The organism is Nostoc sp. PCC 9305 (genome assembly GCF_963920915.1).
Taxonomy (GTDB): domain Bacteria; phylum Cyanobacteriota; class Cyanobacteriia; order Cyanobacteriales; family Nostocaceae; genus Nostoc.
Map to the genome: position 1 here is coordinate 1 of NZ_CAWUDN010000139.1, position 17,225 is coordinate 17,225.

The following is a 17,225-nucleotide window of genomic DNA, read 5'->3' on the forward strand; positions in this document are numbered from 1 at the left end:
ATCTTCTACTTAACTTTTCGTTACACAGTTGTAAATTTTTCCGCCCACCTACTTAGCAGTGATAAAAGCTTTGGAGGTCATTAAAGAATTAAATATATCAGGAGGTCGAAAAGTGCCGGAATCTACGGACACTAGTTTCGTTAAACCTCGTTGGTTAAAACACGTAATTAAGGACGATACTATTGACCGTCACTACTATGAGATGTGTGCTTTAGCTGAGTTACGTAGTGGTTTGCGTTCTGGGGATATTTGGGTAGCAGGCTCGAAACAGTTCCAAGATTTTGAGGATTATCTGTTACCGGATAGCTCATGGCAGTCAATGCGTTCTTCTAACACTATACCTGTAGCAGTAGCAACGGATTTTACTACCTATATTGAACAACGCTCACTTGAATTGTCTGAACAATTAGCGCTTGTTTCTTCAATGATTGTAGAGAATAAGCTGGTTGATGTCAGGATAGAAAACGAGCTATTAATTATCACTCCTCTCACCAATACTGTCCCAAAGGAGGTTGATGAATTCAGCAGAAAAGTTCATAGTTTACTGCCAAGAATTAAGTTGACCGATTTGTTGGTAGAAGTTGATTCTTGGACACAATTTACTAAGCATTTTACGCATTTACATTCAGGAGAACAAGTATCCGATAAAGTTGTTTTGTTAAGTGCCCTGCTTGCTGATGGTATTAATTTAGGTTTAACGCGGATGGCTGACGCAACTCAAGGAATGTCCTTTGAGCGTTTAGCTTGGGTGGCGGATTGGTATATTCGGGATGAAACTTATTCCAAGGCTTTAGCTGAGGTAGTAAATTTTCATGCACAGATACCATTTGCTGCTTATTGGGGTGATGGCACAACATCTTCTTCTGATGGTCAACGCTTTAAAGCAGGCGGACATCGCAGTTTTAATGAAGAGATCAATGCCAAGTATGGTAAGGATAGAAGCGTGATTTTTTACACGCATATTTCCGACCAGTATGCCCCTTTTCACGTTAAGGTAATTAACGCCACGATTAGGGATGCAACTCACGTTTTGGATGGTTTGTTGTATCACGAGAGTGATTTACAGATTCAGGAGCATTATACGGATACAAGTGGCTATACCGAGCATGTCTTCGCAATGTGCCATTTGCTGGGATTTAGATTTGCACCTCGAATGCGCGATTTACCTGATAAGAAATTGTATACTTTTGAACCTAGTTCTCCTGTTTCGCCTTTGGCACCCCTCCTCGGTGACAAGATTAATGTGAAATTAATTCAGGAATCTTGGGATGAAATTCTACGCCTTGCTAGTTCAATTCGGACGGGGACGGTGACTGCTTCTTTGATGTTAAGGAAATTAGCTTCCTATCCTCGGCAGAATCGTTTAGCTCTAGCTTTGCGGGAGTTGGGAAGAATTGAGCGGACTTTGTTTACTCTCTCCTGGTTGCAGAGTCCAGAACTGCGGCGACGGGCTACAGCGGGTCTAAACAAGGGTGAGGCCAAACATACTCTGAAAAGGGTGGTGTTTTTTAATCGTCTGGGTGAGATTCGCGATCGCTCTTATGAAGACCAGTTTTATCGGGCTAGTGGGTTGAATTTGGTGATTGCTGCTATTGTTCTGTGGAATACGGTGTACTTAGAAAAAGCCGTGGATTATTTGCAGGAACAAGGGATGAATATTCCTGAAGAACATTTGCAACATTTGTCACCGTTGGGTTGGGAGCATATCAATCTCACTGGTGATTATGTCTGGAATTTGAAACAGGCGACCAGTTTTGACCAGTTGCGTCCTTTGCGGGTTAAAGAAAATAAGTATCGCTGAAATGCTTAGGTGATAATGGTTTCAGCCTTAGCGTACAATTTTCCCGTTTTGGCACGGTGATGCCTATTTGCTTGAACAGTTCGTACAAGGCATACTCTGCATACTGAGATTCAAGGTTATCCTTAGCCTCAAATATCCCATTGCCACCCGTCTGCCGTTGACCACGAGTAAGAGCGCCCAAGCTATCGAGCCTTCGAGCAATGGTTGAGATAAAGCGGCGTTCACCGATGACATTAGTGGTAACAGGTCTGAACACGGGTGCTGATGCTTGGTTTGTGCGATGCGATCGCCCAAGTCCTTGGATTGCGTTGTCTGCTCTCCATCCGGCTTCAAGCAGGTAGTGCGATCGCCTTTTACGATTCGCAGCGTTTAAATCGGCATGATAACTTCTGCCTGTCCCGCCAGCGTCACTGAAAATGAGGATTTGTTTGTCTCCCTGCATAAACGCAGCAGTTTCAGCAATATTCGCGCCAGCACCGCGTGAATCAACAAACAAACGTCCAGATTCATCTTTGAGAACTCGCTTACTGCGACCAGTTACCTCAGCCACTTGCTTGTGACCAAAATGCCACAGCAATTGTTCTAATGCGCCGGGGATGGGATCAAGACATGCTAACTTATCGACTAAGGCATCTCTCAAAGCTACAGCTTCTTGTGAAATAACTGGAGAGCCATCAGCGTCAAAGACCGGCTCGGATTTTTCTTCTCCATCAACGGTTGAATGGATGGAATGGAGATGAACAGGAAACGCACTCATCAAGTAGTCCATGACATATTCTCGTGGGGTCAAGTCAAGATTGAGATCCTTCCATTCCGAAGCAGGAACTTCATCAAGTCGTCGTTTCAAAAGTTCTTCATTAGTCGAAACTATTTGAATGACAATTGCAAGACCTTGGGCTAGATCCTGCTCAATCGCTTTGATCAGGGTAGGGCATTTCATCCCGGTCAGCAGATGATTGAAGAATCTTTGCTTGTGTGACTCAAACTGCGAGTTGGCAGACATCTTAGCAGCACGATTGTACGTTTTTGCGCCAGAGATATTACAAGCTTCTAACGCTTTTTCTAAATTATTATGAATAACCTGAAAAGCATCGGAGTAGCTGTTATAACTCCGTTCCTGCGTGGGCGTTAACTCAATTTCGAGAGTCTGATACTCCACTCCCTCAAACGAGAGACTCCGCGCCAGATAGAGTCCCAAAGCCTTGAGATCCCTGGCGACCACTTCCATCGCGGCGATACCACCGCCCTCAATGGATTCTACAAAATCCTCACGGGAGGTAAACGGAAAATCCCCAGTCTGCCAAAGTCCCAGGCGATTGGCGTATGAGAGATTTGAGACTTTAGTTGCTCCAGTCGCGGAGACATAGACAACCCGTGCCTGCGGTAAAGCGTTTTGCAACCGCAGCCCAACAATGCCTTGCTGGGATGCTGCAACCATACCGAGTTTACCTTCCTGCGCCATCGCGTTGCCCATTGCATGGCACTCGTCAAAGGCGATCGCTCCCTCAAAGTCCTTACCTGCCCATTCAACAATTTGCTTGAGCCGACTTTTGCCGTTCTTTTGAGAACGTAGAGTTGAGTATGTGCAGAAGAGAATACCTTGGGTGAAGGGAATTGGATCGCCAAGTTTGATGTTGCCCAGGTCGATAATATCTTTTTCACTACCTCCTAAAGCACACCAGTCTCTACGGGCATCTTCAATTAAGGCAGAACTTTTGGATACCCAGATTGCTTTTCTTCGTTCCTGACACCAGTTGTCGAGGATGATTCCTGCACATTGTCTTCCTTTCCCCGCACCTGTCCCATCGCCAAGAAACCAGCCACGACGAAATTTTACAGCATTTTCTTCGCCTTGAGCCGCAACAGTCACATTATCCCAAGAATCATCAACAATATAAGACCCAGACAGAAATTCACAGTGCGCCTGACCTGCGTAAATCACGCTTTCAAGTTGTGCCTCTGACAACAAGCCTTGTGTGATAATGTTGCTAGGAAGATGCGGTTTGTAAGTTGGTGCTGGTGGCGAGACAAGTGCTAGGGCTGCACTTTCACAAAGAAGCGAGGGGTGAGGTAAAGCGTCCTTGATTCGGACTCGTTGTGGGCGATAGGTTTCATATAAAGTATCTTTGAGTCCATCATTTGCAGACCACTCGACAACTTCATATTCCAGAATAACCACATCTGGAATTTCTGCGGAGGGTTTTGGTAAAGCGATCGCTGTACGCTTCGTTGGCAGTTTAACAACCTTCGCTGCAACGACAGCAGCTTTAATAGTTGCAGCATTCCATTGCGATGCCTGCGGCAACGTCAAAGACGAACGCCCAGGCAATTGCTGAATCAGTGCCAGTATTTCAGGCAGATTTAAAGTTTCGGTAATGCAAGGAATTTCGCTGGAGTCAGCCGGAACCTTGTCAATTACTGTGATTCTGGTGTCAATTTGCGTACCATGTTTTGAGTAAACCTTGCCGTTAACCCCGACCGACATTAAAACTCGTGCTTCCGAGTGCCACCTAACAAAAGTCTCTCGCCAGCTTGGGTTAGCCGGAGAAAACCAGTTAGCAGTAATTGTTACCAGCCGTCCACCGTCAGCCAGTCTTTGCAATGCCGAGTTGATGTGGCTCTTAGTTGCGTCGGGGTTGCGACTGTTGATTTTGGGAGATGCAGAGAAAGGTGGATTCATCAGCACAACTGAGGGCTGAGTCTTGCCAACCAGATAGTCGTTAATTTGTTCCGCGTTTACAGAGAATAATGGTGTGCCAGGGAATAATCGCCGCAGAATCTTACTTCTATCGGGTGCAAGCTCGTTTAGCATCAGACTTGCACTGTGCAGTTTAGCCATTTGTGCTAATAAACCAGTTCCGGCACTTGGCTCCAGAATCAAATCAGTAGCTTGTATAAATCCTGCTTTGGCTACCAGATAAGCAAGCGGCAGAGGCGTGGAGAATTGCTGAAGGTTTACTGACTCTTCACTACGGCGAGTATGCGTCGGGCAGAGGGCTACTAACTTCTCCAATTCCAATAATACTGTTAGCGGCGACTCTAATAAAAGCTTATAACCTTTTTGACGCAGATATAATATTTGCGCTACTTCCACTGCCTCGTAAGCATCTTTCCATTGCCATACACCAGACGCGGCAGTGCCTAGAAAGTAGCGATTCATCTGAGCTTGGATTGTCCTGGTGGAGATAGTCCGTTGCTCAATCAGTGATTTGGTGAGTTCTTGAGCAGCGTTGAGGATTGATTGCCCATAATCCAGAACTGTTTCTAGGTCAAACAGAGTTCCTTGCGTGGCTATAAGGCTGACCATATCTATTATATGAATACATCACTTTCGGTTTGGCGTAGCCGTTTGACCGAGAAGATTGGAGATTGAATGTTTTTGGTACAAGCCCAGCAGTCAAGTGGGTGGAATAAATCTAAAAGACGCTACGCACAGTCGCTTTCCGCGTCGCTATCGTCAATTCTCTTATCCTCTCGGCAATCTACAATTGTTTGAGCTAAGGACGGGTTAACTATAATTTTTTTGGTACTTTCCAGTTATCTTGCGTGGCTTGGTGGACTGGTGCTTAGTACTAGTTGAGGCGAATTTCTTAGACGTGGAGGATTTTGCTTTAGTCCGCTTGGGTTTGGTCGGTTGTACTTTGGCAGGTGGGAGTAGTCGGAGTCTGGGCAAAGGGATTATAGCTGCTGGCGTGGGAACAGAATGGTCAGGGGATTGTAGTTCTAAAGTCCAAGGGTCGGAAATATTCTCAAATGCGATCGCCCTTGGAGTAGGTTGTGATGCTGTTGCGAAAACTGTGGGCTGTTCAATAACTGGTAGTTGCCATCCGAATGGCGGTAAGGGTACAACCCACAAACTATTCATGAAATCGAAAACCATCAGCGCAACAAAGCTCATAACGACTACTTGGATCGTCAGGGTGAGAGTAGCTTGGATATCCATGATTAACTCCAAATGTTTGTGATTTTTCAATCTAGTGAGGCGTTGCAGTTGGGTTTGGTCGTTGCAACTCTCACTCTGGTTTTGGCGTAGCCATATTCCCATTCACAAAACGGGTGATTATGTTTACCCAGAGCATTGAAATCTTCTTAGCAAAGGCTAAGATCCAAAAAGTTACTAATTGCAATAAGCAATGGCAAGCAAAGAAATCCAAGTCAGAGAGTACACTGTCAGAGCGCACAAGCGGGAAATTCATACCCGTGTTTTCAACTTCGTATGTAAGCAGTGCGAACAACCCACACAACGAGAAACTTTTGGTGTGCGACCGCTCTACTGTGAGAAATGCCGTCCGCCACAAGCACCCAAGAAATCAGTAGTCCCTCTCAAAAAAAGAAAACCCAGAGCTATGAATTACTTGAGTGGTAAAGACATAGCCGGATGATTTGTTGTCTCAGGGTTTTGAGCAATCGCCTTTTGGCTATGCATTACTAAAAAGAGTAAGAGTCTAGAAAGTAGATATAGTTACATCTGTGATAGATTAAGATAAAGTTATCAATCAGTTAAAAGACTCAAAATCCCCTTAATAAGAATGATAATCGTGTATGGGTAGAGGGGGAGGAGCAATGCACCTTCTCCCGCTATATAGCAGTTGAAAATCTAGTCTAAACCCCAGTGGAGACAGGCTGTTAGTTCGGTATCGCTAACTTAAAAATTTTGTTGACGAACCCAATATTCTAGATAATATCAATCAATTACTATTACTTATTGACAAGAGCTAGATAGCTTTAACCTCTCACTGATGGGTCAACCCTAAATGCAAAATCAGAACTTATCTTCACAGTGGCTCTCTCGTGCTGAAGGTAGCGCGATGGGAAAAGCCCTACGGGATCGAGTGCCGCGATCTAGCCATGAAGAGTGGAAACCTGCCCCCAATCGTCCTGACTCAGTTGCGCTGCTGGAGGAATCCAACCAAGGAAGATTGCTGGAATTAGTACCGATGCGGTATGGACGAATGCTGGCATCTCCTTTTGCATTTCTGAGGGGGGCAGCGAATATCATGGCAGCCGATCTGAGCGAAACTCCCAAGACTGGAATCAAAGTACAGACTTGTGGAGACTGCCATTTGTCCAACTTTGGTGGATACGGTACACCAGAGAGAAACCTCGTCTTTGATGTCAATGACTTCGACGAAACCCTTTCAGCCCCTTGGGAATGGGATGTTAAGCGTTTAGCTACAAGCATTGTGGTGGCAGGTAGATACCTCAAACTAAGAGACAAAATCAGTCGGGCAGCAGCGATGGCATCTGTGCAGTCTTACCGAGAACATATAAATGAGTACGCCCAAATGACTGCTCTGGAGGTATGGTATGCCCACATTGGGGTGGAATCGCTACTCACCTTTACTACTCACACTAAAGAACTAAATATTGTCAAAAGTGAAGTGAAAAAAGCAAGGGCGTTCAACCCTGTTTTGGATCTGCACAAATTAACTGAAACGGTGAAAGGACAGCGCCGTTTTATTGACAATCCTCCCTTATTATTCCATCCGTCACCTGGAGATCCGCAAGCATCAGAGATGTTATCCGTTTTTCATAAATATCGGAAAACCCTACGTGAAGATTCCCGTATTTTACTAGACCAATATCAGATTGTTGATGTAGCAATGAAGGTAGTGGGTGTTGGCAGTGTCGGTACACGCTGTGGTGTTGCCCTGCTGGTGACAGGGGATAATGACCCTTTATTTCTACAAATTAAAGAAGCTCGTGCTTCAGTACTGGAACCCTATGCCGGGAAAAGTAGTTATGAGAACCATGCCCAACGGGTTGTAGCAGGACAGCATCTGATGCAAGAAGCAAGCGATATCTTCCTGGGCTGGACAAAAGGCGATAGTGGGCATGACTTCTACCTACGACAACTCAGAGATATGAAAACTTCCGTCGAGATTGAAGGAATGTCGGAGACGGATTTGAGGGGCTACTCCCATTTATGTGGTTGGGCACTGACGCGGAGTCATGCCCGTTCGGAGAATCGATTCATTATTAGTGGTTATCTCGGTCAAAGTGACACATTTGAGCGGGCGATCGCTAATTTTGCAGTAGCCTACGCCGATCAGACCGAGGAGGATTACAAAGCACTAGCTGATGCAGTTGCGGCAGGGCAGATTAAGGCAATCGAGGAATAATTTTGGACAAGGATTTCAATCCGAAATAATGAAGAAATTGAACGCAAATACAGCCCAGCATCCAAGTAAAAAGCGATTTCGCCTGTTTCAGGGAATTTTACCTTTGACAGGAGCCACAATTGGGAATGATATCGTTGCGGGTATTGTGCTAGCAGCACTGGGCATTCCTGAAGTCATGGGATACACAAAGATTGCCGGAACGCCCATTGCCACAGGTCTTTATACACTTATTCTTCCAGCCTTGGCGTTTGCGCTCTTTGGATCTTCTCGCCATTTAGTGGTCGCAGCCGACTCTGCAACAGCTGCAATCCTGGCGGCTGGGCTATCAGGCTTGGCAGCGTTGGGGAGTTCCCAATATTTAGCGTATTCAGAATTAGTTGCCATTTTAGTAGCTGGACTTTTACTGTTAGCACGCCTGTTTAGACTGGGTTTCTTAGCGGATTTTCTGTCGCGTACCGTGTTGGTAGGTTTCTTGACTGGGGTAGGAATTCAAGTAGCGATCGGTCAATTAGCTGGATTGTTGGATTTAAAAGGCGGGGGGAATAATCCAATCCAGCAAATCATTAATACCTTTGAAGGTCTGCCCCATGCTAACCCATTAGCGATCGCTATTTCTCTAGCGGTCTTGATTACCATTAAACTATGCGACAGATTGCTTCCAAAATTTCCAGGTGCGTTGCTGGCTGTAATAGTAGCAATTATTGCCAGTTGGCTGTTTAACTTTGCCAGTCATGGTGTTATGGTAGTTGGATCTATCCCTAGCGGACTGCCATCCTTTGGATTGCCAACTGTTGCTCTGAGTGAAATTCCACAATTATTTGGCATTGCCCTATCGTGCTGTATCGTCATTATTGCCCAAAGTGCAGCGACCTCACGCGCTTACGCCTTCCGATACAACGAGGATTTTAAAGAAAATATTGACCTTGAGGGTCTAGCTCTGGCGAATCTGGCGGCGGGGGTGAGTGGAACCTTTGTGGTGAATGGTAGCCCGACCAAAACTGAAATTGTTGACACAGCAGGAGGACAAAGCCAAGTAGCTCAACTGACTACAGTAGCAGTGGTGTTAATAGTCATCCTCTTCTTCACTCAACCAATTAGCTATTTGCCGAATGCGGTTTTAGCAGCAATTGTATTTTTGATTGGATTAAAATTGATTGACATTCAGGGGATGCGGGCAATATTTTCGACCCATCGTGAGGAGTTTTATCTTGCGCTCGTTACTACTGCTACAGTTGTTTTTATCGGTGTTAAAGAGGGCATTGTTTTAGCAATTATTTTGTCGCTGATTTTGCATGTGCGTCATAGTTACCGACCGCATTCAGCCATCATTATTCCCGATGCTCAGAGATTATGGCAGCCGATTCCTGTACGTATCGGCAGTGTATCAGCATCTGGTCTGATCGTTTATCGGTTTAGTAGAGACTTGTTTTATGCTAACGCCAGCTTCTTTTCAGAGGAGGTGCAAAATCTCGTGAAAAATGCGGAATCACCCGTGCGGTGGTTTATTCTGGAGTCCAGAGCAATTACTGAAATCGACTACTCTGCATCGCAAACGATTCGGGATGTCGTCAAGGAATTATCCCTTCAGAACGTAACTTTTGTCGTGTCCGGTCTGTCGCCGGAGGTAAAAGTCCAGTTCGAGCGGGACGGGCTGACAGATTTAATCGGAGCTAATCGGTTTTTTAACCACTTAGAAGAGGCATTGGTGGCTTTCCACGAAGTTGGTAACGAACAATCAACTTAAAGGAATTACAAGTCACTGTGCGGTCGCTTATGAGCGACTAATGGTCAGACTACTAGGTAAAATTAAGCTAATAGTTGGTAATCAAGATAAAAAAACATCAAAAATGCTTGAGAAAGAGCTTAATTTTTGAAGTCGTATGGATAGAACTGAGCAATCTCCAAAGGCAGTTTTATGATGGACGAACTGCACCTCTACGAAACCGACCTGAGAAAAACTAACTAGGGCGGCTCGGCTATATAATAACTTGATTAAAGCTCTAATTTTGCTTGAATTACTACCAAGATAAGAAGTAATTATACAATTTGAATAAAGAAGCAAGGTTACTTTATTTTTTATTTACGATGAATTTTTGGTTTTTATCTTGAATTTGTAAGAGTTCGGGGATGATGACAAAGCGATAGCCCTGATTGCGAAAATTGGCAATAATTTCTGGTAAAGCCTGTACAGTCCTAGAACGATTACCACCACCATCATGCATCAATACAATTCCACCAGGTTTTGCCTCTCTGAATACATTGCCGATTAATTTGGGAACAGCAGGACGGGAATAGTCTACAGAGTCAGATGACCACAAAATAATAGCGTATTTACTATTTCTAGCGTAGTCAACTACGCCATTATGCATCACTCCTCCGGGTGGTCGAAATAAATTTGTTTTTAAGCCTGTAGTTTTAAAAATAATATCTTCGGTGTGGTCAATTTCATAAGCAGCAGCTTGTGGATTCAAGAATTGATACCAATGATGCCAAGTGTGGTTGCCAATCACATGACCTTCAGCAATTTCCTGCTTGAGTAAGTTGGGAAAATTTTTGACATTCTCTCCAACCACAAAAAATGTCCCTTTGATCTGATTTTTTTTCAGGATATCTAACACTTGTGCTGTACTTTCAGGCCAGGGTCCATCATCAAAGGTGAGAGCAATGACTTTCCGTTCGGGAGAGAGTTTTGCTGATTCAATTATCGCACCTTGAAAACTTGATGGAATAGAGTCAGAAAAACCCTTTACTTGTGCTTCCTCCTGCCAGCTTTTAAGCATCGCTGTCTTGAATTCCTCAACTCGTTGTTGAGTGACGACATTTGCCGCTACATTATTTACATTTAGAGTCTGTTTTGATTCCAACTGAAAACGATTTATTTTGCTCAAGATGATTAAACTCAGACTAAAACCACCACATAAGATAAGCAGCCCAACTAATTTCCCTGGAGTCCAAAGACTCTGCTTATTATTAATCACGTAAAAATACCTAAAAAAATAGTCAAATAATCAGTCATCGTGCTGATCGGAAGTTAGAATTTTTATCTGCTTGTCTTCAGAGAAAGTATAGCTATCTATTTATGTATTGCCAAGAGTGCGATTGCTTATTGTCCAATTTACTAGGTTAAGATTGATTCTGTTAAAGACCCTGATAAACACTCTGCCCTAGTCAATCCACTATTCGTGTTAGATTCTCTTGTTCATATTTAGAAAACCTGTACTTTATAGAATGGATTTGCTTGGGTTTCAATACAATTATCTAAATAAACACACTTTCGTCATCACCTTGTAATATTTCTATCAACTAAGTATGTAATAATCTTGGAATCATCAATTCAGATTAGCTGTCAATGAGTAATCTAGCAAATCCAGAACATAGTAATTCTATTTGACTACCAGTAGAGTCTTTATTAAGACTGACATTGCAAACTAATCTTACTATGTTTTAGCAAGTAGGTTATAGATGTTCTGCATCAATCCAAAAAACCACCGAATAAATAAGTTTATCCTGAAAATAACTCCATGAGATTACGCAATTTTCTCCTAACTATTATGAGTACTGTATTAATAACATCACCCAGTTTAGCGGCTGATATCAAATCTCAAATATTTGATGATAATCGGAGTCATTTAGAGTCAGCAAAGGATTGGAATTATTTATTGGCTAACTATCCAAGCAGAGTCAGTATACAGAGAAATTTGATTCCTCAACTCAAGCAACCAGAGATTTTCACGAATATAAACGAGCCTTCTTTATTTGGTGGAATCATCCCATTAGGCAAAGAGATGCCAGAATTAAAGTCTCAAGTTAGAGCATTAATGGCTCATTACAGTTTTCTCAAACCGGGAATGTTTTTCTTAGATGTAGAAACAGGAAATTATTTGAATATTGATGGCGAAAAAGTATTTCCGGCAGCTAGTACTATTAAATATCCAATTTTAATTGCTTTATTTGAACAAGTAGATGCGGGTAAAATCAAACTTGATGAAAAGCTAGTGATGCGGCGTGACTTAGTAGCGAGTGGTTCCGGTGACTTACAGTATAAACGAGCAGGAATCAAACTGAGTGTAATGGAAACTGTTAACAAAATGATTACGATTAGTGATAATACTGCTAGTAACATGATTATCGATCGTCTAGGCACAAAAGCAAAACTCAATCAGCGTTTCCACACTTGGGGACTAAAAAACACAGTAATTCGCAATATGTTAGGAGACTTTAAAGGTACTAACACCACTAGTCCGGCAGATTTAGTCAGGTTGTCAGCCTTAGTTGACCAACATAAGTTGATTTCAGAGGATAGTCAGTTCCAAGTAATAGATGTATTACGTCATTGTCATAATAATAAGTTGCTGGCAGCTGGTGTGGGTAAAGGTGGAACTATTGCTCATAAAACTGGAGATATTGGATTTTTGGTTGGGGATGCAGGAATTATTAGTTTGCCAAATGGAAAGCATTACTTGGCAGGTATTTTTGTGATTAGACCCCATGATGATGAGCGAGGAAGGGAATTTGTACGCCAAGTTTCGCGGATAGTTTATCAGTATCTAGATCAACCAAAATTATCCCAGAAATATTAATTTCATTTTACTTAGGGTTAATTGTACTTAAAGCTACACCTTGATAATAATGCCCTAAAATTTGCAGATAGTTTACTCCTCTTTTCGCTAAATTGTATGCCCCCCATTGACTCATACCTAAAGCATGACCAAAGCCAAGTCCAAGAAGTACAAAACTACCATTTGCTGCTTTGGTAAGGATAAAGTGGGTACTTTTAATTTTGAGGGCTGTACGTACTTTTTCGCCACGCAGTACAATGGTTGCTTTATCACCAACGATTTTTAAGGCTTTAACACTACCAAAAGGTGAGTAGGTTTGTGCAATCATATCTAAAACATTGCCGACACTAGAAACAAGAGCGCTAATTTCTCTTTGGGAGAAAGTTTTTACCCATTTGCACTCGCTAACATTTTGATCGTAATCTTCAACAGCACGCAGGTAAGGCTCGTGGCTTCCCCAAACATCTTCAACATTTTCAGTATGTCCTCCAGAACAATCATGAAAAACTGAGAGAATAATACTGTCTTTATAAGTGAGTACCTGTTTATCAGTAGCATCGACGGCGGCATAAGTACTAGGAGTTTCATTGATTACTCCTTTATAATTTTGCCAGTGATCTGGACTATCACCTAAATCGTAAACAGGATTATTGCGCTGTTTTTCTCGCTCATAGAAAGCAAAAGTCCGGGCGGCAACTGCTTGTGCTTTCAAAGCTTCAGCAGGCCACTCAGTATCCATTTCGCCACCAACAACACTGTAGAGATACTCTTGGTCATCAACCCAGTTAACGGCGGTTAGTCCTTTCTCTGTTGGTACAACAAGAGTTCTGCCTCGATACCAGTGTTCGCCAATGTAAACGAATCCATTACCTGTGGGTTCAATCCAAAATAAACCAGACTGCCATTTATCTAAAGCCACACCGCCTGGAACTGAAGAGGCATAAAATGAACTCATTGCTGGTAATTGTCCGAGAGTATGGCCAGCACTATCTTTAACCAACGCAGTTGTAGAACTGCCAACTGTTACCTGATTAACACCCCTCTCGATTGCTATTCGCAGTATTACAGATGCTTGACTTGGGGTAGCTAAACTCATCCATAATAAAGCACTTACCCACCAATGACCTACTTTTATCTGTGTAAATAAAGTTTTTAATAACAATTGGCATTTCATGTAATACATTTAAAAAGAGTTTTCAATTTCTATCCAATGTTATCTCTAATACCGTAGTTTGCGTATATTTGATGTACTCTTCTTAGGCAATTTCATATATTTTTTATTCGTCCCTCCAGATAAATCCGGTATCTGTAGCTCAATAGTAGGGTTAACATGAAATTTGACGCTCGGCTAAAAACAAACTATGCCCAAGACTTGGAATCTAAAAATAGATAACTATTTTCAAGCCAACCCCAATTGCATCATCGCCACCGCCCATGTAGACAGCTTCCCGATAGACCTGCCGCTAGAACCGAACATCCGCGAACCGAACCGCAAAAGCGCGACCTACAGACAAATGTTCGATTCACTGACAACCGAACCTGCAAAATTCTTCTCTCGTCATAGCGGAATCGTTCTGTCAGCCAATAAAGTTAAGCCTGTCAAGAACAAAACTGAACTGGAGCTAGAAGTCTTAGAAGCTAACGAGGGAGGTAGTGATGGGATTATTAACGGGGGGCATACAGTTTTAGCTTTTGAGCAAGCGAAAAATTACAACTACAATTTAACCGAAGCCAGAGTAAAAGTTACGATTCACATCGGGCTGACTGAAGAATCAGCCAAAGATATAGCCCTGGCCTCCAACACGACAACGCCAGTAGATTCTCGCTCCAAAGTCAACGCTAGGGGTGATTACAAATTCATCAAGCAGTATTTAGCCCAGTTAGAACAGAAAGAAGATAGAAAATTCCGCATCGCTTATTATCAAAACCAAAGCGGCGCTCCCAGAAATGCCCAGTGCAATGTCACCCATTTGCTCAAGCTCCTTTACTGCCTCGACAGAAATAAATACAACCCCGACGGCAATAAACGAACCAAACACCCAGCAGGGATGAGTCTTCCAAGTAACATCACAGACGCAGAAAGGGAAAGATTAACCGCTTTACTGCCTCTCTTGACTCATGCTCTGTGGATAGAGCAAAGACTCTACGAAATAATCCAAGACTATATCAGCAACCCCAGAAGGAAGGGTGCTAACGACCTAGCATCAATTGATATACGTAAAACGACGTTGTTGCCTGACAGCAAGTATTCATTCGGGTTTGGTGCGCCAACTGACCTGGCATTACCAATAATTGCGTCCTATCGAGTATTTTTGGACAAGGATTATAAATGGATTATTCCTTTTAACGAATTTGCCGAAGATTTCCTGCAACACTTGTGGAATAACTATTTCCGCAAATACTTGGTGTCAGAGAAAACAGCAGGAAATACAGTCGGTACAAAAATCAGCCGCAATCAAGAGATTTGGGAAAGCTTGTACATTTCGGCGCAGAGTTATCTAAATCAGCACTTGATGAAAATGGTCAACTCTAGTAAGCAAGAAGAAGAACCGAAGGTGACACAAGGTAGTAGCAAGAGGGGAAAAGGGAAAAGGGATGAACTCAACGCAACTACTGTTCCCAAATAGTTGGTTATTAGTGGGATAGGTTGATGATTTCTATGCCAGTATGATCGCACTTGAAGATAATCTAGATGCGATCGCTTGTTGTTAATGTATGCAATTACGACTATACTGCCTGCATCAGATAGCAATCAAAGGCTGGGGTTATGCCGGATACGACAGATGAAGGCAAAATTCACTTCATATCACCACAGTTATTGAAGAAATTAGATTACCAAACGCCTATAAGTAAATTTTACGCTTCAGCGACCTATATGAGTCGCCGAACTGAGCCGGAAAGCCTTGATTTTTCCTTGGGTGATGCTCATGAAATGCCACTTCCAGGGTTTGTAGAAGCCCTGCAACGTTGGAGTGTAGCACAAAACTCCAGTTGGTATGGCTACAAGGGAAATATTCCCGAATCACGGGTTACTGTATCTGCATCTCTTCAGGAGAAACGTGGACTTTCTATATTGCCTGAAGATATTTTTATGACTAATGGGACTCTAGTCGGTTTGGCGATTTGTCTGCAAATAGTAGCTGGGGAAGGGGATGAGGTAATTATTTTGACTCCACCGTGGTTAGGTTATAGGCGTATGGTGCATTTTACAGGTGCGGTTCCGGTGGGTGTGCCTGTAGATACCAACACCTTCGAGATGAATTTGGAGGCGATCGCTGAAGCAATTACCGAACGAACTCGGGCAATAATTGTTAATTCACCTCACAACCCTACAGGTAAGATTTTTTCAGCTAGGACTCTAGAGGGTTTGGCAACTATACTAGCTGAGGCTTCTAAACTATACGGCAAGGTGATTTACATGATTTCTGATGAAACCTTCAGCCGCATTGTTTTTGATCACCAATCTTGTCCCAGCCCGACCCAGTTTTACCCATTTTCTTTCTTAGTATATGGTTACAGTAAAACCTTAATGGCTCCCGGTCAACGTATCGGATATATCGCTCTTCCCTCCACTATGCCCAGACGGGAAGAAATAAGGCGAGTAATCGCTATGTTACAAGCAAGTGCTTTTGGTTGGTGTTTTCCTAGCGTGCTAATGCAATATGCTCTAAGCGACTTGGAAAAAATAAACATAAATATCGAGCATTTACAAAAAAAGCGAGATTGGATGGATTCGTCGCTGCGAGGCATGGGTTATCAACTGCATACCCCTGATGGAACATTCTTTTTGTTGGTGCGATCTCCTTGGGAAGATGACTGTGCTTTTGCGGAACTACTGGCAAGTCACGATGTATTTGTTTTACCAGGTACACCCCAGGAAATACCCGGTTACTTTCGGATTTCCCTTACTGCCAGCGAAGAAATGATTTCTCGTGCCTTACCCAAATTTCAAGCAGCTATACAATACGCTGTTGGATAAAAAATCAATTGACGGCAACAGAAGTATCCATATATCTACCCGCAAAATCCTAAAAGTATGATAGTAATAGGTTTGATCCAAGAAAATGTTGAATGTGGATACAAAACTTTGAGACTAAAAGAAAATTATAAAGAAGTAGTGAAGGGAAAGAAAAATTAAGTTTGTTAATCCCAATGCAGCAGTGAACGCATCTGTTTTACCAACTGAAGTGCCGTTGAGTATTGAGATAAATGAAAAACCAAAATGAACTCCTAAAACAGCAGTTGATAAAAGCAATTTCTTGTCAAAATCTGCAAGAAATTCAAAAAATCCTAACCCTAGCACAATTAGAGGATGAGACAATAATCCTCAAAGAAGCTCTCGTGCAAGTAGAGTATGTAAATTTTGTTTGGTTCTTGCAAGAATACGTAGGCAAGGAAAGTTATCAACAAGCCGTAAAAGATGTATCGACAGGCATGACTCAAAAACTATTTTCTTGGAGGTTTCAAGCCAGGGGTTGATTTCAACTTACACCCCGATGGTAGGATGTTGGCATCAAAGGAGGCAAATGAATATTTAGAAAATTATCAAGTTAATTATGACCCAACATTGGGAATCAACTTAACCGGAACATGATCTTAGCAAGCTTGCCAAACCCTTGAGTAAAGGCATATTCAATCTCTGCGGGATCACAAATCTCTGTGAGTTTGGATTTCAATCCAGGAAGTTCTCTACTGGAGTTTAGACTAAGCCATACAAAATGACCCAGCAGGGCTGAGTTAATC

General features: G+C 42.7%; 11 protein-coding genes and 1 pseudogene. 8 read left to right on the forward strand and 4 right to left on the reverse strand.

Going from position 1 to position 17,225, the window contains the following annotated elements; all coding sequences use genetic code 11:
• Window positions 1-52: 52 nt before the first annotated feature.
• Window positions 53-1,801 (forward strand): annotated as a pseudogene (locus tag ACM0OX_RS31935) (Tn3 family transposase); the annotation flags it as partial.
• Here ACM0OX_RS31935 and ACM0OX_RS31940 read toward each other — a convergent pair.
• The gene (locus ACM0OX_RS31940; protein WP_414518986.1) at window positions 1,779-5,108 is read right to left on the reverse strand and encodes a strawberry notch-like NTP hydrolase domain-containing protein; all 3,330 of its coding nucleotides are present in this window, start codon (window positions 5,106-5,108) and stop codon (window positions 1,779-1,781) included. The pseudogene ACM0OX_RS31935 and the gene ACM0OX_RS31940 sit on opposite strands and share 23 nt — an antisense overlap.
• A gap of 201 nt (window positions 5,109-5,309) precedes the next feature.
• The gene (locus ACM0OX_RS31945; RefSeq protein WP_414518987.1) at window positions 5,310-5,846 is read right to left on the reverse strand and encodes a hypothetical protein; all 537 of its coding nucleotides are present in this window, start codon (window positions 5,844-5,846) and stop codon (window positions 5,310-5,312) included.
• Between the two features lie 88 nt (window positions 5,847-5,934).
• Between ACM0OX_RS31945 and ACM0OX_RS31950 the strand changes: the two genes are divergently transcribed.
• The 3 genes from ACM0OX_RS31950 to ACM0OX_RS31960 all read left to right on the forward strand — a co-directional run bounded on the left by ACM0OX_RS31950 (window position 5,935) and on the right by ACM0OX_RS31960 (window position 9,667).
• Window positions 5,935-6,183, forward strand: a complete 249-nt coding sequence (locus ACM0OX_RS31950; protein WP_334954140.1) for a hypothetical protein — start codon at window positions 5,935-5,937, stop codon at window positions 6,181-6,183.
• 372 nt (window positions 6,184-6,555) lie between these two features.
• Window positions 6,556-7,923 carry a DUF2252 domain-containing protein gene (locus tag ACM0OX_RS31955; protein ID WP_414518988.1) on the forward strand — a complete coding sequence of 456 codons (1,368 nt, stop codon included), beginning with the start codon at window positions 6,556-6,558 and terminating at the stop codon, window positions 7,921-7,923.
• Window positions 7,924-7,951: 28 nt separating this feature from the next.
• Window positions 7,952-9,667 carry a SulP family inorganic anion transporter gene (locus tag ACM0OX_RS31960; RefSeq protein WP_414518989.1) on the forward strand — a complete coding sequence of 572 codons (1,716 nt, stop codon included), beginning with the start codon at window positions 7,952-7,954 and terminating at the stop codon, window positions 9,665-9,667.
• A gap of 325 nt (window positions 9,668-9,992) precedes the next feature.
• Here the strand turns inward: ACM0OX_RS31960 and ACM0OX_RS31965 are convergent, their stop codons facing one another.
• Complete coding sequence (locus tag ACM0OX_RS31965; protein ID WP_414518990.1) at window positions 9,993-10,901, reverse strand: polysaccharide deacetylase family protein; 909 nt, start codon at window positions 10,899-10,901, stop codon at window positions 9,993-9,995.
• 573 nt (window positions 10,902-11,474) lie between these two features.
• Between ACM0OX_RS31965 and ACM0OX_RS31970 the strand changes: the two genes are divergently transcribed.
• Complete coding sequence (locus ACM0OX_RS31970) at window positions 11,475-12,503, forward strand: serine hydrolase (RefSeq protein ID WP_414518991.1); 1,029 nt, start codon at window positions 11,475-11,477, stop codon at window positions 12,501-12,503.
• A gap of 7 nt (window positions 12,504-12,510) precedes the next feature.
• Here ACM0OX_RS31970 and ACM0OX_RS31975 read toward each other — a convergent pair whose 3' ends face one another.
• Complete coding sequence (locus ACM0OX_RS31975) at window positions 12,511-13,656, reverse strand: SpoIID/LytB domain-containing protein (RefSeq protein WP_414518992.1); 1,146 nt, start codon at window positions 13,654-13,656, stop codon at window positions 12,511-12,513.
• A gap of 187 nt (window positions 13,657-13,843) precedes the next feature.
• On the opposite strand from ACM0OX_RS31975, the gene ACM0OX_RS31980 reads away from it, so the two are divergent.
• The 3 genes from ACM0OX_RS31980 to ACM0OX_RS31990 all read left to right on the forward strand — a co-directional run bounded on the left by ACM0OX_RS31980 (window position 13,844) and on the right by ACM0OX_RS31990 (window position 16,961).
• Window positions 13,844-15,109, forward strand: coding sequence for an AIPR family protein (locus ACM0OX_RS31980; protein ID WP_414518993.1), 1,266 nt, complete (start codon window positions 13,844-13,846; stop codon window positions 15,107-15,109).
• Between the two features lie 140 nt (window positions 15,110-15,249).
• A complete protein-coding gene (locus tag ACM0OX_RS31985; RefSeq protein WP_414518994.1) occupies window positions 15,250-16,461 on the forward strand; it encodes an aminotransferase class I/II-fold pyridoxal phosphate-dependent enzyme in 1,212 nt (403 codons plus the stop codon).
• A 230-nt stretch (window positions 16,462-16,691) separates the two neighbouring features.
• The gene (locus tag ACM0OX_RS31990; RefSeq protein ID WP_414518995.1) at window positions 16,692-16,961 is read left to right on the forward strand and encodes a hypothetical protein; all 270 of its coding nucleotides are present in this window, start codon (window positions 16,692-16,694) and stop codon (window positions 16,959-16,961) included.
• Window positions 16,962-17,225: the final 264 nt, after the last annotated feature.